Below are 22,023 nucleotides of genomic sequence, written 5' to 3'. Positions count from 1 at the left end.
GGTGTGCTATAACGTTTGTAGGTCGCAAGTCGACGACTTCGAGTGCTACCGAGAGGGTATGGCTCGAACGGTTGCTTAGTGGGCCATCGTAACCTGATTGAATCCATCTGCACGGACGATGACCATCAATTCATTGATCCCGGTTTATCGACCGCACGGCCAATCCAAACCACGAGCAGCGCCCCTGTTTGTGGAGCCGCCCGATCTGGCTCACGATGCCCGGTACATCGCCCAAAGATAACACCATTGCGGCCTCGCGCGTCTCGTCTCGAACTGCTCATTTGCTTCACATCGTACAATCTCTCGCTGCGTCCGATTCAACCCCTCTCTTAACCAACTGAGCACATTTGTAAGCAGCCGTGCCCGCGCCCCACACTCGCCGCCCCGGTTCAACGAGCCGGCACCTCAGAGAGTTCTCAACGGCCACCATCATTGCCTCGGGAGCTGTATCTCGCAATCAACAGCCAGCACCGGCCACGTTGGCCTGACTATAGCGCCCGCTTTTCGCAATGCCCTTTCGCTCGGACCTACACTTAGATCGGCGCGGGTCGTGGACAGAGCGCACAGCTGATCCGTTGGATCTGCGCAGGATCTTCTTGATTCTCTCGTTACGTCACGTTGTACGCATCATTCGCCGAATTGCGAAAGGGACACTTCGATGCTTCAGCAGAAATTCACGTTCATCGGGAGCACGCGATCGCGTCAACTTCCATCGCCACTCTCCATTGATCGGCGTGCTTACAACTCAGGTGGGCACGAGCCACGTTCTGACAGTGTGCGCGAGGAGGCGCAGTACGTCTGGCAATTGTGCCTTTCCCCTCAAGAGCGGATAACGTACATTCGAAACAATCGCTCGTATTTTGCTTTTGACAGCTATCGAGAGATGATCGAGGTTGTCCGCGGCCGTCGCTTCAGCGGTTGCGCGCCGCAACTTGTGAATTGGCGCCGCCGATTCAGAGCGGGAGTATGGCGCTTCGCCGCACTGTACTGCCTTGCGACATGGATATTTATTTTTTTTGCTCTCCGCTTGCTTCTCTCCTGATGGCAATACTGCGAGGTTTCCGATCCATAGACCATGAGCGGGCGTACGGCCGTCCGCTCTGAAGCGATTCTCCAGAGAGCCAGGGAGGAGGCGGCGATCCAACATGCGCAGCACCGGAGCGCAGAAAGGTTGTCTGCCCGCTACGACACTATGCGATTGCAACCCGCCCTGCCCAGTCGACTAACAGAAAACGTCAAAGCCGAGCACATCGGCATCTCCTCACAACGCGAGCAATCGCGGCTGCGCTACTTCGGAAACGATGTTAGGTACAGTCACATCTCTTCGGCGGCGGCAGCAATCGCAGCGACGCACTTGATGAAACGATTAAACTCGACTTTGGTTTCAGATGTCCGGCCGAGGATAAGTTTAGCTATATCTGTTCTATGGCATTGCGTCCGCAAACTCGGAGTTAACGCCGATACCGCTTTGTCAAAAAGATGGCCCAATCTCAAGAGCCTTTCCGGCTCATAGATGTCGCTCATTTCTACCGGAGCACGGTTAGCGAAGCGATCCGTCGCCTCAGTAGTGACGCATTTGACTTTGGAAACAATCCCGAGCTGCGCGAGTATGAGTTGATTTGTCAACTCAGTGAGATGGCGGGTTGCTTCGCCTGGCGCTTCACCTCCGCCCACTAACCTGCCAATCTCCGCAACTTGCGCTTCGATATTTTGCCTGAGACGTTCCTGAGAATCGCTCGGGTCAGCCGCATCAGGCGGGTCAGCAAGCGATTCGAGGTGGGGCCGCCGGGAAGGTAAGGGGCTTGTAAACAGTCGCCACCACGACAGATAGTGCCTCAGTTTCGGCAACCACAACGTTAAGGCCTGATCTCCCATGCTGATTTGTTCCGCCGAGGTCGAGTTTCTGGTACTGTTCATCATCATCATCACGTCCACCCGTTATATGGTTCTGTACCAGGACGCGCGCCGTGAGTGAAACGGCTAGTCAGCGTATAACGCACGCCATGCGGCCCCTGCGACCTGAGTACCAGGCTTGATCGACATCAGTGAAATCGATTGTTCTGATAGAGCGCATTCATATTCTGAATTGGTCGGCCGCACTGACATCGAGGCCATGCAGCGAACGCCTCCTCCCACCCGCTCGCGTCTGCCTTTCCCCCAAGACACGCTTTTTGCAAATATGGCAGAACAAATGGTGGTGCAGCATTGCGAGCATGGCCAGCGCTATGCAGTGTTTGGTCCAAGGCGCTCTACGGACGCAGGGAGCGGCGCTGGCCGTAGCTCTGATCCGCCGCAATCGCATTCGAGCGATTAGGGCCGTAACCTCCTGTCCGCGCCAACGTAACTCGTCACGATCTCTCGATCGCTCCGAACCTGATCGCGCTCGACTTCACCACCACAGCTCCACACCGGCTCTGGCTGGCTGACATCACCTATATCCCGCCTGTCGAGTGCCGGCTGTATCGCGCCGCCATCACCGACCGGTTCGGCCGCAAGATGGTCGATCGGCCCATGTGCTATCACATGCGGGCTAACTCCCCTGTGCTGTGATAACGACGATCCGCCAGCAGCCTCTGACGGACTGATCCATGATTGAGGTCGGAGCGAGCAGTACGTTCCACATATCGCGTGCGGAGCCCTGCGGCTGCGGGCTGTACCCGATCGACGCGCCACAAGGGCGACTGCTTCTACAATGCTTTGATGGAGAGCTTGTCCACCACCCTGCCGAGCTCGTTCACGATCGTCAGGAGGAGACTCGTGCCGATGCACCGCGTGTATATCTCCGCGTTCGTTCGTGACTGCTACATTCCCGCCCGGCTCCATTCCACCATCGGATCGCCCCTCCGATCATCGCCTCAAAAGCCAAAGTGGCTACGATCCATCATTTAAATGGGCCCCATCCAAACACTCAATTTTACTAAGCTCGGACAAACGCGCATACGCGAGACGGGCATTCGACAAGCTGCGCGGGGCGCGACCCAGCTGTTTTCTGATCGGTCACTTGAGGGACTTCGATGCAAGCCAATTGCGTAAATAGGTCGTACCCTCCGGGTGACTGCGACGGGCAGACCGGAAGACAAAGGCAAATACGGTCATAGTATGCGGACGTAGCAGTACATTCGGATGGCTAAATGACCCGCCAGCGATTTCGTTCGACTCCGGGAATAGGGAGACGTCTGCGGTCGTCGCTTTCCACCAGCGCACTTCCGCCGGATGGCCATCCGTTTCACCACGCGGCAATTGCACCCGCATCTACAGGTTACGAGACTTGCACAGCCGTAGCGACCGCCCGCACTTGCCTGCCTATGAAACCAATGGAGTGGCAATGGCCGCCCGTTTCCGCTACCTAGCCGCAGTTTTCATACTTGCGGTCGGGCTGCTTTCCGCCGCGTCTCAGGCAAAGGATCGCCGCAATGTTCGCGAACCGGCCGCGCCTAAAGGGGTATGCGCGCGCCTAGACCCGTCAGGTGGAAATGACACTGCCAGATTGCAAGCCGCCATAGACCATTGCGTCCCAAGCGCCGCCGTATATCTAGGCCCAGGGCCGTTCCTTTCGGGTCCAATCGAAATGAAGTCCGGCACAACACTGTGGCTCGCTGGGGGCGCGATACTGACGGCTGTAGCCGACCCAAAAGCATACCAAAAGAGCTCGGGAAGCTGTGGCCACATCGATCGGAGCGGTGATGGCTGTCGGCCCCTCATCAGTTTCACGAAGACTAAAGGCGGCGGTCTCTATGGATACGGTACAATAGACGGCGGAGGCGGGACCTTGATGGCGGGCACGGCTGAGACTTGGTGGCAACTGGCCCGTCGTGCACAAAGTGAGGGCGCAAAACAAAACGCGCCTCGATTGATCCAAATGGACCGTGCTGAGGACGTCTCTGTTCATGGCATCACCTTGCGCAACGCAGCAAACTTTCACATTGCGATGAGCCACGTGGAACGTGCTACCATCTGGGCGGTCATCATTGATACACCCGCTGATGCCCGCAATACCGACGGAATAGACCCAGCCGCAAGCGAGGATGTGACGATAATCCACTCCTTTATCCGCACCGGAGACGACAATATCGCGATCAAGGCTGGCACAAGCGGCCCTGCACGCCACATTTCCATTTTAGACAACCAATTCGGCTGGGGGCACGGCATGTCGATTGGTAGCGAACTGAATTCCGGTGTCAGTGACGTGCTGGTTCGCAACCTGACCTTGGACGGCACGACATTTGGTCTGCGCATTAAAAGCGATCCCAGCCGAGGCGGCTTAGTTGAGCGGGTTAATTACGAGAATATATGTATGAGAAATAACAAATGGCCCATACACTTCGACACGCGCTACGGCCCCTTCGCTGGCAATAACTTGCCACTTTATCAACAGATCGTCCTAAGGCACGTCTATGGGACTGATGGTACGCTCGTAATGCGAGGCTTTGATCAACAGCATCCGCTCGATATTGCGATGGAAGATGTGCGCTTTTCTCCCCGCGCAACTTGGCAAGTGGAGAATGCAACAGTGACCGCGGTCAATGTATTTCCATCTCCGCCAGGTGCCGCCGCTACTCCACATTACGGCGCATCGAACCCGTGCGTAGTTGCCTTCCGCCCGTTCCCTGAAGCCACCAGTAGCAAAAACGGTGGCATTGAGCGCGACCCTCGGGCCGCAGCTCCAATCGATCGCTGACGATCACAAAGGATTGGCCGGTGTAAAAGCCGGATTGCATGGTTGCGGTCAGCTTCGTACCCGCCGTGCTTGGTACGCAACTCGCACCAGTGCTTCCTGATACTCACGCTCCCACACAGATGGTCCCAATTCGGGCCCGCCAAGACAGCCCGTCTGCAGGCCTGTCGCTAATCGGCACCGGCGCGCTGCTATTGCGGGCACTCCCGCTGCGTTCTATCGCGCTTGCGGGATCCAGCTCGTATCGTGCGAGAAGAATGTCTGGAGCGACCATTGCATTGCCTCCCGATCGCTTAGCTGGCGCGCATATCTTTCTCTTCCTCTAGGATCGGCACCAGTACCGGAGGATCTGTATTCAGCATAGTAGGCGTTCATTAAGCGGCGGCTCTTGCCCGGGTCCCATTCCACCCACCCCTCAGCCATGACCGGCGCATTAATCTGCGACGATAAGAAGATCACCGCAGCATAGGGACGCCATGGACGCCCAAGAGCAATGTCGCGCGCGCCCTTGTCGGCTGTCAGCGTGCAATGATCAAACACAAAGGCGCTGTCTTCGTCCGGGAAGGCTCTGCTTTGTGCGGTATAGACGACTGCGTGGTTTGCAACACCGTGTAGCTCACATTGCCTAAAGTAGGCCTTGGCGTTACCAAATATAAAATCGATATGGCCTTCGACGTAGCAGTTTACGAAGAACTGACGACTGGCGTTCCTGTTCGGCCCCTTGTTGACAAACAATGTGTCTTGCGCACCAAGTATTCTGACGTTTGCAAAAACATCCTTGTCGCCGGTGACAGAAAGTGCCACTGCCTGAGATGCTGGATTGCCCGAATTGGCAGAATAGTCGTTCCAAACAGTCAGATTTTCGAGCCGGAAGTTATCGCCCGACGCATCTAAGGTCGCGGAACGGACAGTCCCACCCGCAGTGACGGCGCTATCACCGTAGACAATCACCGCTTCATCCGGCCCACCACCGGCGCCCTTGATATTGACATTGGGTTTCGTCACTCTAACCTTTCCGCGATAGGTACCCGGCGCGACTACTATACTTCCACCAGCCTGAGGTAGCGCGTCTACCGCGTCTTGTATTGACCTATACGCGCCCTTTTCAGATAACGATACCTTCAGTTGCTCGGCATCGCCTGAGCGAACACTCGCAATCGTTGCCATTAATGCGACGACGCACAACACCATCTTCAACTCGATCTCCTCCTGTTTTGGCTTGCGGTGGGGCTTGATTATCCGCTTGCCTGGAATAGCGCAATGACACTGCTCGCGACCACTCTCCCAACCGGCTGAGCTACTCGTCGAACATGGCCGCGCGTATGTGGCGCACTTTAGATTCACGTGACTAGCTAGTCATCTGGAACGCAAGTTCGTCACATTAGTTGATAGCTGAACTTCCTCCCGAATGAGTGGACACCTGTAGTAGGCTCGTTGAGCCTGGAGGTGTTGAATGGAACGTGCACGACGGTCGTTTACTGAAGAGTACAAGCGCGAGGCGGCAGGATTGGTGGTGTCGAGCGGCCGCTCGATCGGGTCGGTCGCCAAGGAGCTCGGTCTGCGCGACTCAGTGCTGCGGCGCTGGGTCGATAAGCTCCGGCGCGAGCCGGCATCGGCGGCGTGGCGCCCCACCACGCAGGCGACGCCGATGTCGGCGGACCAGGCTTCGGAACTCGCCTTGCTGCGCCAGGAGAACGAGCGGCTGCGGATGGAACGCGACATTTTAAAAAACTGTCCAGCGTCGTGGCGCGCCTGCGCGGGATAGAAACAGCCTTGTGCTATCATTTAGCTCGGAGGGTAGCGGCCGGAGAGTGGTGACGCCGTTTCGACGGCGATCCCGATTAGGAAGATGACAAATTGGCATAGCCCAGACCCTCCAGCCCATCATCGGACGGAGGAGTTGCGATGCCTAACAGGACAACCGACCGCGGCCCGGACCTAAAGCTGGTCAACCTCGGCGCGGCCGCTATCGATATCGGATCAAAGATGCACATGGCCGCGGTAAACCCGGCCTGCACCGACAAGCCAGTGCGTGCATTCGGCACATTCACGCAAGACCTGCATGAACTGGCGGACTGGTTCAAGATGTGCGGCGTGACCAGTGTCGCGATGGAATCCACTGGGGTCTATTGGATCCCAGTCTACGAGATCCTAGAACAGCGCGGGTTTGAGGTCATTCTGGTCAACGCGCGGTACGCCAAGATTGTACCTGGCCGTAAAACCGATCTCAGCGATGCCGCTTGGTTACGCCAGCTCCACTCCTATGGCCTGTTACGGGGCAGCTTCCGACCCGATGCCGAGATCGCAACGTTGCGAGCCTATCTACGCCAGCGCGAGCGGCTCGTGGAATATGCTGCCGCCCATATCCAACATATGCAAAAGGCTCTGATGGAGATGAACCTGCAGCTCCATCATGTTGTGTCGGATATCACCGGCGCGACCGGCATGCGGATTATCCGAGCCATTGTTGCAGGCGAACGCAATCCCGACCTCCTGGCAACCTATCGGGACGTGCGCTGCCACTCATCGATCGAGACGATCCGCGCAGCGCTCGTAGGCAATGACCGCCACGAACATGTTTTCGCGTTAGCTCAATCACTGGAGCTCTACGACGTTTATCAGGCAAAGATGCTCGACTGTGATCGCAAGCTCGAAGTCCTGATCAGTGCATTGAACACCAAAGGAGCAAGACCGGTCGGAAACCTAGCCAAGCCGCGCGTAAAGACCAAGCAGGTCAACATCCCCACCTTCGATGTCAGGACCGCACTGTACGGAGTGCTGGGCGTCGATTGAGGCGGTGACGGCGACGGCTCGCAAGATTGCGGTTTTATTCTACAACACACTCCGGCACGGCATGAGCTACAAGGATCCTGGCGCCGACCAATATGAGCAGCAATATCGTAGCCGCGTCCTCGCCAACCTACAGCGCCGGGCGAAATCGCTAGGCTTCGTGTTGCAGGCCCTCCCGGGCGACGCCAATCCGGCTGTTTCTTAGGAAGTCGATCGCGATCTTTGCCGGAACCCGGACATGAGCTTTCGCTTCATCGAGGACCATCGCGACACCTATCCGGTGCGGCTGATGTGCGCCGTGCTCGAGGTCTCGCCGGCCGGCTACTACGCTTGGCGCGACCGCCCCGTGAGTGAGCGGACAAAATCCCATGCCGCGCTGCTGGCCGAGATACGGCAGGTCCATCAGGACAGCAGCGGCCGCTACGGCAGTCCGCGCGTCCATGCCGCCCTGCGCAGGCAGGGACGCAGCGCCAGCCGCGGCCGGATCGAGCGGACGATGCGCCGGCATGGCATCCGCGCCATCACCGCAAAGCCACGCCGTGTGCGCACCACCGACAGCCATCACGACCTGCCGGTCGCACCGAACCTGATCGCGCGCGACTTCACGGCGGAAGCCCCGAACCGGGTCTGGCTCGGCGACATCACCTACATCCCGACCGCCGAGGGATGGCTTTATCTGGCCGCCGTCATGGATCTGTTCAGCCGAAAGATCGTCCGCTGGGCCATGCGCGATCACATGCACGTCGAGCTCGCCTCCGCAGCCCTGACGATGGCAATCCGGGAGCGGCGGCCGCAGGCCGGATTGATCTGCCACACCGACCGGGGTGTGCAGTACGCTTCGCACGCTTATCGCAGCACCCTTATGGAGGCCGGCATGACGGCATCAATGAGCCGCAGGGCCGATTGCTACGACAACGCCCCGATGGAAAGCTTCTTCCATACCCTGAAGACCGAGCTCGTCCATCATCGCAACTACAAGACCCGCGCCGAAGCTCAACGCGATATCTTCGCCTTCATCGAGGGATTCTATAACCGGACAAGGCTCCATTCCGCACTCGGATATATCCCCCCGATCGAGATGGAGCTAAAAGCCGCTTAACCCGTCCACTTTATCGGGGGAAGATCAGATCCAGGTCAATGTGTTGGGCGCCGAACGTCGGCGGGATAGAGTTACTTCGAGTAGGTCTGCCCGGTCGAGGAAATCTTGCAGGCCGGGGAGAGGGTCTGCGGCATCATGCGGCTGGGATGGCTCATAGGTTCTGTTCACATGGTGTCGGATAACGCCCTATCGATCAGGACGGCGCAAATGACTTACATGCTAGCAGGCATCGGCTGGCGGAGTTCCACATTGAGTTAGCAGCCGCAGAGCGCAGGCTGAGCGCGGACTCTGTCGCTTCTTGCATTTTGGTGAATCCCACCGCGTCCAATTGCTTATTCACTGCGTCGCACAAATGTAGATCGCGACGCTGTTCGGGATCCCGTTCCCACCCCGAAAGCGGCGCTGGCAGCCGAGCGTGCGAAGGTTTGGCGATCGGCGCTGAGCCGTTCGCTGTGGCCTACGCCCAACAGCTACCTTACGGAAGAATGTCGGAACCAAAAGAACTCGAGCCATTTTCTGCGGCCACCACAATGTCTGAAGATCCTCGGCATTCATTCAGTTCCCGAGAACTGCCGGGCGCCGGGCCGGCCTTAGCGAGGCACCTATGTTGTATGCCGCATGAGAGCTCAAGCCCGCCGAACTCCCTGGGAAGCAGCGATCATCACTGCAGGATCGATGCGCCTTTGAAGACTGCTCAGAGACGTTCGGCGGATTTTGCCGGCGCGACGATCACGATGTTCGCGCGCCGGGGACCTTCAGATTGCCGATTGCAAGACACAATCGGTGGCTTGATCGGCGCAATAGCAAAATGGCAGCTCCTGGCTCGACGAACCCACGGCTTGACATCTGTACTACTAGCGCCACTCTTTCCGCTCGCTGGCCTCCGGCCCAAAGCAGCTTTTTTAATAGACAACTGTGAGACCTTCTCACTTATGATCAAAACGCCGATTGGCCATTCCACGCCCACGCGTCGAGCCTATCTAGCCGTCACTTGCACATGAACTTCGCCTCCAGCCGAGCTCTCAATGATTGCGCTTCAAAAGCACAAGGCCATAGCGGTCGGCCGGCTTGTCCGCAAGTCAGCGGCAACAACATCTTTGTGCAGCAGGAGACGGCCGTGATGCCAAGACATACACAACTACCAGGAACGAAGGCGGACACCCGATGGCATCGATGACGGTGCGTCGGGACGCTGCGGAGAAACTCTCTCGCTCGTGTCCTCGGGCGTCCTGTAGCGACCGCTGCGGCGCCGGGTACGCCAGCGTGACCCGAATCGGCGCTTACCAGTAAGCTGACAGGATCATACCCAATGAGCGCCGGTTTTCAGTTTCATGTAGCGGCCGTGCCGTGCCGTCTAGACGCCGTTCTGTTCAAGCGGGATCTGTCGACGAGCCTCGCTTGTTGGAGTGTGATGACGCGGCACGCCACGCTCCGAATCAAAGCGGCCCGCCTCGTCCTACACTCTACATGTCGCGTAAGCGACATCGAGCCGCGCACATCGCGACTACCGGCCAGGAGACGCGTGGCCCGGGTCCTGCAGGGCCACCTGCTAGCATCATTAGAGTGCGCCCGCCGAGGCGCTATCAGGAGCTTCGCGTGACCCTCAATCTGCTGGACCGCCAAAATGTAACAGATGGCGCGCCAGCGCCCGCCGCGTGCCCATCTAGCAATAAGCGGCGCACTCAAAATGCCGAGGGGAAGACGCTCGTATTGACTGGTGCTTCCCGCGGTATAGGCCACGCGACCGGCAAATTGTTTTCGGCAGCTGGATGGCGGATCATCACGTGTTCTCGGCAGCCATTCGAGGGTAGCCGTTGTCCTTGGGAAGCAGGATTGGACAACCATATTCAAGCCGAACTTAGCGACTCTCGAGCGTTGCAGCACGCGATCGCGGAGATCAAGGAGCGGCTCAATGGCGGCCCTCTGCATGCGCTTATCAACAATGCGGGCATTTCCCCGAAGGCCGCTGACGGCACCCGATTAAATTCGCTGAACACTCCGGTCGACACCTGGAAGAGCGTGTTCCATGTCAATTTGCTCGCACCCATCATGTTCTCGCAGGGGCTCTTCCATCAGCTAACGCTCGCTTCTGGTGCAATCGTGAACGTCACCTCGATCGCCGGATCGAGAGTGCATCCGTATGCCGGTACTGCCTATGCGACATCAAAGGCGGCACTTTCGTGCTTGACCCGCGAGATGGCGCATGACTATGCGCCTTACGGGATTCGCGTCAATGCTATTGCACCAGGCGAGATCAAGACAGACATTCTGTCGCCGGAGACAGAAACCAATTTGATCCCAACTATCCCGATGCACCGGGTCGGAACACCGGACGAGGTCGCGAAGGTTATCTTCTTCCTTTGCTCGGAGGCTGCCAGCTATGTCACAGGTGCCGAAGTGCCTGCAAATGGAGGGCAGCATGTGTGATCAGACACCAAGAAGAGTTACTCACGCGCGATCGATTAATTGGCAGCTCCCGCATGGAGCGTTGAGCGCTCGCGTTACTCCCGACTAGCAATTCCTGATTCCGCAGTTTCGATCCAACGGCCACGCCGTACGAGCCAGGATAGCGCCGTTGCTCGCACGCCGCGGCGCGACCGCGATGGCACGCCTCTCGCCTGAGAGATACCACGTTTTGGCCCACGTTCCATTCCGGCCGCAGGAACATTTTTTATGAGCTGCCACATAGACGCTAGCCCCGATGCCCAAGGGGCGGCGGCCAGAAGGTGAAATTTATTAAGCGCGGCCTTTATAAAACAAGTCCCGCTAATATGGCTCGACGGGGCATGTCACATTTCGAACAATGCTACGAGTAAGAACATATCAGCACGCGGCTACGTCCACTTTGCGACAATCGGGTGCATCGACGCTGTCTGCCTCCGACCTTTTTCCTTCCTATCCGTCGGCACACTTGTTGCAAACGCCTTCTAATGCAGCCTCGCGTTAATAGATCGCCAGAAGCGCGCGCCGCGCAAGGCGCCCGATCGTTCAAGCACCGCATCCGAGGAATTCGTATGAGCATAGTCACTACCCAGAGCGCCGCGGAGATGAAGGCCCGCAACAAGCAACTGATCGATGAGGCCTTAAAAATCTACCCGGAAAAGACCGCCAAGCGCCGCGCCAAACACCTGAACGTACACGAGGCGGGTAAGCACGATTGCGGGGTTAAGTCGAACCTGAAGTCGATCCCCGGAGTAATGACGACTCGCGGCTGTGCATACGCTGGCTCCAAGGGGGTCGTGTGGGGCCCGATCAAGGACATGATTAACATCAGCCACGGTCCGGTCGGCTGCGGCCAATATTCCTGGGCTGCACGCCGCAATTACTACATAGGCAAGACCGGAATCGACAGCTTCGTCACCATGCAGTTCACCTCCGACTTCCAGGAGAAAGACATCGTGTTTGGCGGCGACAAGAAGCTCGGTAAGGTCATTGACGAACTTCAGGAGCTCTTTCCGCTCAACCACGGCATTACGATTCAGTCCGAGTGCCCGATCGGCCTTATCGGCGACGACATCGAGGCTGTGTCGAAGGCGAAGTCAAAGGAACACAATGGCAAGACCATTGTACCGGTTCGCTGCGAAGGGTTTCGCGGCGTCTCGCAGTCGCTTGGCCACCACATCGCCAACGATGCGCTGCGGGACTGGATCCTGGACAGAGTGTCGCCGGAAGCGACACCCGCGTTCGAGTCAACGCCCTACGATGTCACGATCATCGGCGACTACAATATCGGTGGGGACGCTTGGTCATCGCGTATCCTGCTCGAAGAGATGGGCCTGCGTGTGATTGCGCAATGGTCCGGCGACGGCAGCCTCGCCGAACTGGAAGCAACGCCCAGGGCGAAGCTCAACCTATTGCACTGCTACCGTTCGATGAACTACATCTCCCGACACATGGAGGAAAAGTTCGGCATTCCATGGTGCGAGTACAACTTCTTTGGCCCTTCCAAGATCGCCGATTCGCTGCGCAAAATTGCCAGCTTCTTCGACGAACGCATCAAGGAAGGTGCCGAGCGTGTGATCGCCAAGTACCAGCCGCTGATGGCCTCGGTAATTGAGAAGTACCGCCCCCGCCTCCAGGGCAAGACAGTGATGCTGTTCGTCGGCGGCTTGCGTCCCCGCCACGTAATCGGCGCCTATGAGGACCTTGGTATGGAGGTCGTAGGAACGGGCTACGAATTCGGCCATCATGACGACTACCAGCGCACTGCTCAGCACTACTTAAAGGACGGCACACTGATCTATGACGACGTCACGGGCTACGAGTTTGAGCGTTTCGTCGAGACCATTCAGCCAGATCTCGTCGGCTCCGGCATAAAGGAGAAGTACGTCTTCCAGAAAATGGGCATTCCATTCCGTCAAATGCACTCCTGGGACTATTCCGGTCCTTATCACGGCTATGACGGCTTCGCGATCTTCGCTCGTGACATGGACATGGCAATAAACTCGCCCGTCTGGAAGAAACTCAAGGCACCTTGGAAGGATACTCCAGCGCCAGGCCTAATGGCCGCGGAATAAAGGAATGCACAGATCTGGCTCCGCCTATGCGAGAAGGCGGGCCAACCTAGTCGATAAACCAATCGCCGAAAAGGAGAGTGCCGCGTTGACACAGAATGCCGAACACGTCCTCGATCACTTGGATCTATTCCGAGGTCCGGAATATCAGCAAATGCTCGCCAAAAAGAAGGCGCTGTTCGAGAACCCGCATGACCAAAGGGAAGTCGAGCGGATCAGCGAATGGTCAAAGACGCGAGAATACCGCGAGAAGAACTTCGCGCGTGAAGCATTGACTGTGAACCCCGCCAAGGCCTGCCAGCCACTCGGTGCGGTGTTCGCTGCCTCCGGTTTTGAGGGCACGCTGCCCTTCGTTCACGGCTCACAGGGTTGCGTCGCATACTACCGAAGTCATCTTTCGAGACACTTTAAGGAGCCAAGCTCCTGCGTCTCTTCCTCGATGACTGAGGACGCCGGGGTGTTCGGTGGTCTAAACAACATGATTGACGGGCTCGCTAACGCTTACAACATATACAAGCCCAAGATGATCGCGGTTTCCACCACGTGCATGGCCGAAGTGATCGGGGATGACCTGAACGCCTTCATCAAGACAGCGAAGGAGAAGGGGTCAGTCCCGGCACAATATGATGTTCCCTTCGCTCATACACCTGCCTTTGTCGGCAGCCACGTGACCGGGTATGACAATGCGCTGAAGAGCATCCTTGAGCACTTCTGGGATGGCAAGGCAGGCACCGCCTCCAAACTAGAGCGCAAGGTGAACGGCAAGATTAATTTCATCGGTGGGTTCGACGGGTACACGGTCGGGAACATCCGGGAAATTAAGCGCGTCTTCGAGTTGATGGGAATCGAATATACTATACTCGCCGACAACAGCGATGTCTTCGATACTCCGACCGACGGCGAGTTCCGCATGTATGATGGCGGCACCACGCTGGAGGACGCGGCTAACGCGATCCATGCCAAAGCCACGATCTCCATGCAGCAACACTGCACCGAGAAGACACTGTCCTTCGTCGAGGGGCACGGTCATGAGGTTGCCGCCTTCAACTACCCCATCGGTGTCAGCGCGACGGACGAATTCCTAATGACTGTGTCCCGCATGACCGGCAAGCCGATCGCGAAGGCATTGGAGCGGGAGCGCGGCCGTCTCGTGGACGCCATGGCAGACTCCAGTGCGTATCTGCACGGCAAGAAGTTCGCGATCTACGGCGATCCGGATCTCTGCTACGGGCTCTCTTCATTCCTCCTGGAGCTCGGTGCAGAGCCGGCTCATGTGCTGTCTACGAATGGTGGCAAGGCTTGGGCAGAGAAAATGGAGGAACTGTTTGTTAGTTCACTGTTTGGCAAGAACTGCTCTGCATATCCCGGCAAAGATCTCTGGCACATGCGCTCCCTATTATGCACTGAGCCGGTCGATTACCTGATTGGCAACACCTACGGGAAGTACCTCGAGCGCGATACCGGGACGCCACTGATCCGCATCGGTTTCCCTGTGTTCGATCGGCACCATCAACATCGGTATCCCGTCTGGGGTTATCAGGGCGGCATAAACGTTCTTGTCAAGATACTGGACAAGGTCCTGGACCAGATGGACAGGACTGGAGCGGACTATAGCTTTGATATCATCCGCTGACGTAAATGATTTGGTCTAGCGCCGGCCAGAGCAGGGTCGACGGCCGGTGTCTAGCCAGAAAGATCCACGTCGCGGCACAAGGCTCGCGCGGCGGGTCGAAGAAAATAGGAGATACGTATGAGCGTCGACACGTCCGCCATCGAGGACGTCTTCAACGAGCCGGGTTGTGGCAGAAACGACAACAAGACGGCGGCCGAACGTACTATGGGGTGCACTAGGCAGTTGAAGCCAGGAGAGGCGGGCGGCGGATGCGCATTCGACGGCGCCAAAATCGCGCTACAGCCGTTCACCGACGTTGCGCATCTGGTCCACGGCCCAATCGCCTGCGAGGGCAATTCCTGGGACAACCGAGGCAGCGCCTCCTCAGGCTCCGATCTCTGGCGCCGAAGCTTCACGACCGACATGAACGAAACCGATGTAATCTTTGGCGGCGAAAAGCGCCTTTATCAAGCGATCGGGGAGGTGATCGGCAAGTTCGATCCGCCGGCTGTCTTTGTTTACCAAACCTGCGTGCCAGCCGCGATTGGCGACGACATCAAGGCCGTGTGCAAGGCTGCCGTGGCCAAGTTCGGTAAGCCTATCATTCCTGTAAATTCGCCGGGGTTCGTCGGGTCCAAGAACCTCGGAAACAAGCTTGCCGGCGAGGCGCTGCTTGAGCATGTGATCGGCACTGAGGAACCGGACTATACCACTCCCTACGACATCAATATCATCGGCGAATACAACTTGTCCGGCGAGTTCTGGCAGATCAAACCGCTGCTCGATGAACTTGGCATCCGCATCCTTTCTTGTATCTCCGGCGATGGGAAATATCACGAGCTGGCCTGTTCGCATCGCGCAAAGGCTGCGATGCTAGTGTGTTCCAAGGCGATGATAAACGTCGCCCGTAAGATGGAGGAACGCTACGGCATTCCCTACTTCGAGGGCTCGTTCTACGGCGTGCAGGATTCCAGCAACTCCTTGCGGACGATCGCGCGCATGCTGATCGAGCGCGGCGCGCCGCTGGAGCTTGGAGGGCGTACCGAGGCTGTCATCATGCGTGAGGAAGCAAGGGTACGCGCGGCGATCGAGCGCTTCAAACCACGATTCAAGGGTAAGAAGGTTCTGTTGATCACCGGCGGTGTTAAGTCGTGGTCGGTGGTCGCGGCGCTGCAGGAGGCCGGTCTAGAGATCGCCGGCACCTCCGTGAAGAAGTCCACCAAAGAGGACAAAGACCGCATCAAGGAGCTGATGGGCCGGCACGCCCTTATGATCGAGGAAGCGGCGCCGCGCGACATCTACAAAATGTTGATGAACTCCCGGGCTGATATGATGCTCTCCGGCGGCAAGTCGCAGTTCGTCGCGCTGAAGGCGATGATACCTTGGCTTGACATCAACCAGGAGCGTTCTCAGGCGTACATGGGGTATATTGGCATGGTCAAGCTGATGGAGGAGATTGATAAGGCGCTCTACAATCCAATATGGACCCAACTACGCCGTCCCGCGCCTTGGGACGAAGCGGAGGTCAATCGGCAGACCAACATCCCGCACACGGATTCGCACGCCGCAGAGAATTCCACCGCCGTGCGAGGTCATTCCAGCGCCGCCGGATTCAAGGAACGCGCCAATGCCTCGGGCAGGTGGGTCGTTGGGCACATTTCCGCTGCGCAGGCAACATGCGCCGTCCAGGCGTCGGAATAGGGCGTCTGCCAATGGCCATCGTCTCCACCTCCGAGAAATCCTGCACGGTCAATCCGCTCAAGATGAGCCAGCCGATCGGCGGCTCTTTCGCCTTTATGGGCCTTCGCGGCGCGATGCCGCTGCTACACGGCTCCCAGGGCTGCACCTCGTTCGGCCTGACCCTGTTCGTGCGGCACTTCAGGGAGGCAGTGCCGATGCAGACCACCGCAATGAGTGAAGTCGAGGCCGTGTTCGGCGGTCAGGAAAATGTCGAACAGGCGATACTTAACATCTACAATGGTGCGAAACCGGAAATCATCGGGATCAATTCGACCGGCCTGACCGAGATAAAGGGAGAGGACGTCGAACGATTCATTTACCTGATTCAGCAAAAGCACCCACAGCTCGAAAGGCTTCCGCTGGTTTACGTCTCGACCCCGGATTTCAAGGGCGCGTTCCAGGACGGCTGGGACAAGACGGTCGCACGAATGGTGGAAGTCCTGGTCCATCCCGTCGAGACGGGTCGGGCGCGGGATCCCGCTCGCATCAATGTTCTGCCGGGCTGCCACCTCACGCCAGGCGATCTCAATGAGCTGCGGACGATCCTGGAGGATTTCGGACTGAAACCATCCTTCCTGCCGGACCTGGCCGGTTCGCTCGACGGTCAAATTCCCGATGAGTTCACGCCCACCACGATCGGCGGCATCGGGGTCGACGAGATTGCGACAATGGGGCAGGCGGCATGGACGATCGCGATCGGCGCGCAGATGCAACGTGCGGCGGAGGCCATGTATGCGAAAACAGGCGTACGATTTCGCTTGTTCGAACGCCTCTGCGGCCTCGTTCCCAACGACGAGTTCATCGCGTTTCTGAGCAAGATCAGTGACCGGCCAGTTCCGCTAAAGTACCGCCGGCAGCGCGGCCAACTCGCGGATGCTATGTTGGATGCGCATTTCTACATCGGGGGCCGTAAGCTGGCGATCGGCGCCGAGCCGGACTTGCTCTTCGATCTCTCCAGCATGCTGTACGACATGGGTGCCAATATCGCAGTCGCCGTGACCACAACAGCCTCCCCCGTGTTGCAGCGTATCAGGACGGAGGAGGTCCTGATCGGAGATCTCGAAGATCTCGAGGAACTTGCCAAGACCCACGGCTGCAATCTCCTCATCACCCATTCGCACGGCCGCCAGGCGGCCTCGCGCCTTAACATCCCGTTTTTTCGCGCTGGCTTCCCGATGTTCGATCGTCTTGGCGCCGGCCACCAGCTCTCAGTCGGCTACCGCGGCACGCGCGATCTCATCTTCGGCCTCGCCAATCTTGTCATTGCCGATCGCGAGGCGAAGCACCAGCCGACGCCCGATACTTGGCGAAGCGTTGACCGCGACTTCAAGACCGTCCCGTCCTACCCGCAATAACCCAATAAGGAGAATAGATCTTGAAAGTCGCTTTTGCCACCCAGGATCTGAAGTGCGTGGATGCGCATTTCGGTTGGGCCAAGAACATCGCTATCTACGACGTCACTCCGGACGCTCACCGCATCCTTCAGGTCATCGAGTTCGGTGACGATCTCACGGAAGATGGCCGCAAGGATAAGCTGACGCGGAAAATCGACGCCATCAAGGACTGCACGATCCTTTATGTCGCTGCGATCGGCGGCTCGGCCGCGGCACGCGTCGTTGCCAACAAAATCCATCCGTTAACGGTGATCAAGCGCGAGGCGATCGAGACCCTCTGCATCAAGCTCGAAGATGCGCTGAAGGGCTCCCCACCACCCTGGTTGCGCAAGGCGCTCGGAGGTACGAGCAAAGCCCCCCTCCATTTTGACGACTGCAGGACGCTTCCATGACAGACGCTGCTTAACCCGCTTTCTCCCGCACTGCGACTCGAGTCGGCCGCGCTCGCAATCGAGAAAGCGACTGGCGTCATGATCTTGACGATACTTAGAGATGCACCTCGAAGAATTTGAGCGCATGGACCTGCTCGGCGGCCGGTTCATCGTCATCAACAAACAACCGCGCGACGTGAACCGCTTAGACTTCGACGATTTCGGCACGCTCGCAGCCACGGTTAATATGTCTGTCGGCCGAGCGGCGTAGGCCAATCGGACCTGCACGATCTATCGACGGCGCTTACGCCGAACTTGGCCTCGATCCTGAGCGTCGCGCAGAAGGCTCATGATGCCTTCACCAAGCTTGATCGCAAGCGCAAACAGAAGAGACAGAAAACAGCGCAAAATGATCGCAATCATGTCCTACGTAACCCGCGACGGACGCGCCTGGATACCGGACTATCTGGTATCAATCGATACCCAGAAGTGCATCGGCTGCGGCCGCTGCTATAAGGTTTGCGGCCGGCAAGTCATGACGCTGAAGGGCATCAACGAGGATGGCGAGGTCATCGGCCTCGATGATGATGATGGTGACTTAGAGAGGAAGGCCATGGTGATGCAAGACGCCGGTGCATGCATCGGCTGCGGCGCCTGTTCGCGGATCTGTCCTGCGAACTGCCAGACTCACACCCGGCCGCTTGAACTCGGGCCGGAGTGGACGAACCCGCAAGTCGATCCGCCGCCGTTTTAGGCAGCGTTCTTGGCCTCCGCAAGCCATCTGTCGGCCCGTGGGCGGCTCGGCGCCGGACATCACTGCGACGAACCCGATCGCACCCGTTCCCCCGCGTAACTTTTCTACTTGGAACTGTGAACACACCGAGCCCGGTGAACCTGACGACGGTCTGCTCTCTCGTGCGACCGTGCTCTGAGCCTCGAGGGCTTGTCCTTGAACAGACCGAACCCGCTAGCCGGCGTTGTGCGCCTGTACCACCATGCTCCGGTGCAAGTTGTTTTGCCGCAACCAGTGGGCAGCTCCTGAGCACGTTGTTCTTAGTGCTATGGAGCTTAGGTTAGCGCGGATGTGCTTAATGCCTAAGGCTCGGCAAACGCATCGCCGACAGCGAACTATTCGTCACCACGCCGATCATCGCTTACGACGCCCTGACCGTGACGCCCTAGCTTTGGGGTACGCCACGGCAGCGTTGAGACAACGAAAAAGAGCCGTTCGTGTCTGGTCCGATCGACCTCCAAGAAGGCGACGCGGGATGGGATGATAGTACACATCTATGGACGAGTCCGCCGACAGCGCCAGAGTTAGCGCCGCCGACCTGTCACAGGCGCGATGGTTTTCGGCCGCCTTAGTCCGCCGGCGTCGACGAACGTTTCCATACATGGGATTCCGGACTGCTGTGTGCGGTACGCCCGGTACAGCTGTGCCATTCCGCTTCTCGTGCGCCACCGAGGCCGGTTGTCGCAGATCCGACACGCGAGGCGGAGCAACGGGCGGTGGCGGCGAAATGCCAGTGATTTCCGTCTTCTGTGTGCTCTGGCACGAGAGTTGCGATCTGTTGAACGATCCATAACAGCGGGACGTGCGATGATTGATTTGACGGAGAGCGCGGTGAATGCGGTGAAGGCAGCGATCTCGATGGCGCCGCAACAAACGAGCGGTTTGCGCATCATAGTCGAAACCGGCGGCTGCGCCGGGTTCAAGTACGTGATGGCCCTCGCCGTGGAAGCCAATCCGGACGATACTGTTATCGAGCGTCACGGCGTCAAGCTGTTCGTCGATCGCAAGAGCCTGACGCACCTCAACGGCACCACCATGGACTTCGTCGTGGGTCTAGATGGCTCCGGTTTCACGTTTGATAACCCCAATGTGAACTCACACAACGACTAACGAAGTAGCGATGTGATGCACGCACTGCCCGAGTCCCTATGGAATCAGAGAGCATCGCATCCGCCGTGCGAAGAGCGCACGAGCAGCGGCTCCCGCAACCAGAAGTTCAGATCATGAAAGTCACGATCCGCCGCTCAACGGAGACCGGTCTGTCGATTTACGTGCCGAAGAAGGATCTCGAGGAGCCAATCGTCGAAGCCGAGCACGAGACGCTGTGGGGCGGGTGGATCAAGATCGCCAATGGCTGGGTGCTCGACCTGCCGCACATGGCCTCCGACACCCAGTTGCCCATCACGATCAGCGCCAGGAAGCGGGGCGGAGAGGGATAGGAGTGATGAATGCGCTCGCCCCATACACGAATTCGCCGGCCCCACCCCGGCGCTGAAGCACATCAGAAGACCTCACCAAGTCCGCCCATGCCCCGTGAGAAGGCACCCCTGCAAGCGCCTTCGCCAAGCCACATTCGTTTTCGCCGCTTAAGTTGCCGCCAATCAGAAGAGGCTAGTAAAATTGCGCAACGGGAAGCCCTCTTCGCCGGGCGCTGCCATTTGACCCCGCCCACCTGGCGTAGCCCGCACCGATCTCGGCGATGATCGCTGGTACGGTTTTTTTTATGGCAAGCCGCGAAAGAAGGATGGACCACAGTCATAAGGCGTGCTGCATCGGCTACGGTCTTCACGTTTTTCGCCTGCAGCAGAAAACGGGCAACTCCTGCGCACCTACCGGGCTGTTGAAGAACTCAGCCGCGTCTACAGCGAACGCAAAGTCGTCGCCAATGTGGATCTAGAAGTGGCTCATCGCCGACACATGACAACTCGGTGCGGGGCGATCCGTGGCGGGTGACTTGGCAGCCATCAAGGAAGCCCTTCAGGGCAGCGAAGGCACATTTGTTGTCGGGCTTGTCCTCGAAGGTGAGATGCGCCTCTTCGACAAGATCGAGAAACTCTCTGTCCCGGTTGTCCATCTTGACAATGTTCGTCAGCGACCGGCCAAGCCCCAGCCGAAGCCGTGCACCTTAGCCTTCAGCCCGGTCCCGCGATAAGATTCGGCAATCGCACCAGCTTGTAGGCGGTGGCAACGAAGATAGAGGCCCATTTGGCGCGCTCACCACCATGAAACCTGTCTCTTGCCCGGCAACCGTATTGATCCCGCCGAATGCCTCCCGACCCGCTTGCAGATGCGCTGGCTTACGGCTAGTGACCGACCCAAACTCAGAGCTACGGCCGCTGGTATTCTGTGAAACATGCGCGTCACGTTCATCGAGCGCGGCTCATTGACGAACTCTTCCGCATCGTGGGCCGGCCATTCAGCACGCGGCTCCATCATGTGCAGCGCTGCGATGCATTCGGCATGCCCGCCAGCATGAGGCAGGCGTCGGCCAGCCGGTCGTGGCGGTTCTGCATCAGCCCGTGTCCACAGTGGCGTCCTCTTGCCTTTGCCCTTCCTGCAGCGCGGTAGCGCCTAGCATCGGGACTGGTGGTCGACGCATGGAGGTCCTTCCAGCGTGTTTTGGCTATGGAAGTCGGGCCGGCGGCTCGCCAGAGTCGTCCTTCGGACTGCCGATTGAGCACCCGGCCGCCGTTTTTCGAGAACATCGAACATCCCGGACCACGTCGTCACCCCCGATTGCGACAAACCAGCGGACAGCGGGCGGGTATTCCAGCCGCTCTTCACAAGCCGTTCCGCGCGGATCAAATAAAACGCCTGCAACAGCGTCGCCCGCAGCAGCTTCACTCTGCGAGATCGCAGCCCGTCCAATCGTCGAATAGAGCGCAGCGCAGTCCCGCTCCAACGCCGACAGCGCCTCGTTCACAATCGTTAGAATCGCGGCGGATGATCACGCCGCACCCGCGTCTCCAGATCAAGCTAGCTATACAGCTCGCCCATTCGATTATCGCCGCGACCCAGGCACCATCTCCGAAGTT

Annotated in this window: 16 protein-coding genes and 3 pseudogenes; 16 read left to right on the top strand and 3 right to left on the bottom strand. The window is 58.3% G+C overall.

Features of this window, described 5'->3' with window-relative positions; all coding sequences use genetic code 11:
- Nucleotides 1–1,314: 1,314 nt before the first annotated feature.
- Complete coding sequence (locus tag ACWAT4_RS42965) at nucleotides 1,315–1,926, bottom strand: hypothetical protein (protein ID WP_128929914.1); 612 nt, start codon at nucleotides 1,924–1,926, stop codon at nucleotides 1,315–1,317.
- A 1,642-nt stretch (nucleotides 1,927–3,568) separates the two neighbouring features.
- Here ACWAT4_RS42965 and ACWAT4_RS42960 point away from each other — a divergent pair.
- Entirely contained in the window at nucleotides 3,569–4,678 is a 1,110-nt protein-coding gene (locus ACWAT4_RS42960) for a glycoside hydrolase family 28 protein (protein ID WP_232995663.1), read from the top strand.
- Between the two features lie 213 nt (nucleotides 4,679–4,891).
- Here the strand turns inward: ACWAT4_RS42960 and ACWAT4_RS42955 are convergent, their stop codons facing one another.
- Nucleotides 4,892–5,866, bottom strand: a complete 975-nt coding sequence (locus ACWAT4_RS42955; protein WP_128930193.1) for a pectinesterase family protein — start codon at nucleotides 5,864–5,866, stop codon at nucleotides 4,892–4,894.
- A gap of 262 nt (nucleotides 5,867–6,128) precedes the next feature.
- Between ACWAT4_RS42955 and ACWAT4_RS42950 the strand changes: the two genes are divergently transcribed.
- The 15 genes and pseudogenes from ACWAT4_RS42950 to ACWAT4_RS42880 all read left to right on the top strand — a co-directional run bounded on the left by ACWAT4_RS42950 (nucleotide 6,129) and on the right by ACWAT4_RS42880 (nucleotide 21,140).
- Entirely contained in the window at nucleotides 6,129–6,440 is a 312-nt protein-coding gene (locus ACWAT4_RS42950; protein ID WP_128929916.1) for a transposase, read from the top strand.
- A 140-nt stretch (nucleotides 6,441–6,580) separates the two neighbouring features.
- A pseudogene (locus tag ACWAT4_RS42945) lies at nucleotides 6,581–7,670 on the top strand (IS110 family RNA-guided transposase).
- A 9-nt stretch (nucleotides 7,671–7,679) separates the two neighbouring features.
- Nucleotides 7,680–8,564, top strand: a pseudogene (locus ACWAT4_RS42940) (IS3 family transposase); the annotation flags it as partial.
- Nucleotides 8,565–10,160: 1,596 nt separating this feature from the next.
- Entirely contained in the window at nucleotides 10,161–10,991 is an 831-nt protein-coding gene (locus ACWAT4_RS42935; RefSeq protein WP_232995639.1) for an SDR family NAD(P)-dependent oxidoreductase, read from the top strand.
- Between the two features lie 587 nt (nucleotides 10,992–11,578).
- The gene (gene nifD / locus ACWAT4_RS42930) at nucleotides 11,579–13,081 is read left to right on the top strand and encodes a nitrogenase molybdenum-iron protein alpha chain (protein ID WP_128929919.1); all 1,503 of its coding nucleotides are present in this window, start codon (nucleotides 11,579–11,581) and stop codon (nucleotides 13,079–13,081) included.
- An 85-nt stretch (nucleotides 13,082–13,166) separates the two neighbouring features.
- Entirely contained in the window at nucleotides 13,167–14,711 is a 1,545-nt protein-coding gene (gene nifK, locus ACWAT4_RS42925; protein WP_128929920.1) for a nitrogenase molybdenum-iron protein subunit beta, read from the top strand.
- A 117-nt stretch (nucleotides 14,712–14,828) separates the two neighbouring features.
- Entirely contained in the window at nucleotides 14,829–16,391 is a 1,563-nt protein-coding gene (nifE, locus tag ACWAT4_RS42920) for a nitrogenase iron-molybdenum cofactor biosynthesis protein NifE (RefSeq protein WP_128929921.1), read from the top strand.
- An 11-nt stretch (nucleotides 16,392–16,402) separates the two neighbouring features.
- Nucleotides 16,403–17,785 carry a nitrogenase iron-molybdenum cofactor biosynthesis protein NifN gene (nifN, locus tag ACWAT4_RS42915; protein ID WP_128929922.1) on the top strand — a complete coding sequence of 461 codons (1,383 nt, stop codon included), beginning with the start codon at nucleotides 16,403–16,405 and terminating at the stop codon, nucleotides 17,783–17,785.
- 20 nt (nucleotides 17,786–17,805) lie between these two features.
- A complete protein-coding gene (gene nifX, locus ACWAT4_RS42910; protein ID WP_128929923.1) occupies nucleotides 17,806–18,216 on the top strand; it encodes a nitrogen fixation protein NifX in 411 nt (136 codons plus the stop codon).
- Nucleotides 18,217–18,316: 100 nt separating this feature from the next.
- On the top strand, nucleotides 18,317–18,466 hold the full coding sequence (locus ACWAT4_RS42905) for a DUF269 domain-containing protein (protein WP_232995640.1): 150 nt from the start codon (nucleotides 18,317–18,319) through the stop codon (nucleotides 18,464–18,466).
- An 11-nt stretch (nucleotides 18,467–18,477) separates the two neighbouring features.
- Nucleotides 18,478–18,711: a CCE_0567 family metalloprotein gene (locus ACWAT4_RS42900; RefSeq protein ID WP_128930194.1), complete on the top strand. Its 234-nt coding sequence runs from the start codon at nucleotides 18,478–18,480 to the stop codon at nucleotides 18,709–18,711.
- Entirely contained in the window at nucleotides 18,617–18,949 is a 333-nt protein-coding gene (gene fdxB, locus ACWAT4_RS42895; protein WP_128929924.1) for a ferredoxin III, nif-specific, read from the top strand. The genes ACWAT4_RS42900 and fdxB overlap by 95 nt, the downstream gene beginning before the upstream one ends.
- Before the next feature lie 846 nt (nucleotides 18,950–19,795).
- A complete protein-coding gene (locus tag ACWAT4_RS42890; protein WP_128929925.1) occupies nucleotides 19,796–20,098 on the top strand; it encodes a HesB/IscA family protein in 303 nt (100 codons plus the stop codon).
- Between the two features lie 113 nt (nucleotides 20,099–20,211).
- Nucleotides 20,212–20,427, top strand: coding sequence for a putative nitrogen fixation protein NifT (nifT, locus tag ACWAT4_RS42885; RefSeq protein ID WP_128929926.1), 216 nt, complete (start codon nucleotides 20,212–20,214; stop codon nucleotides 20,425–20,427).
- Between the two features lie 515 nt (nucleotides 20,428–20,942).
- Nucleotides 20,943–21,140 carry a hypothetical protein gene (locus ACWAT4_RS42880; RefSeq protein ID WP_164934261.1) on the top strand — a complete coding sequence of 66 codons (198 nt, stop codon included), beginning with the start codon at nucleotides 20,943–20,945 and terminating at the stop codon, nucleotides 21,138–21,140.
- A 122-nt stretch (nucleotides 21,141–21,262) separates the two neighbouring features.
- Here the strand turns inward: ACWAT4_RS42880 and ACWAT4_RS42875 are convergent.
- Nucleotides 21,263–21,958: pseudogene (locus ACWAT4_RS42875) on the bottom strand (transposase); the annotation flags it as partial.
- Nucleotides 21,959–22,023 lie beyond the last annotated feature (65 nt).

This window comes from Bradyrhizobium sp. T-1 (assembly GCF_053592855.1).
The sequence above is the reverse complement of the archived record's forward strand: the minus strand, read 5'-3'. Positions and strand labels throughout refer to the sequence as shown.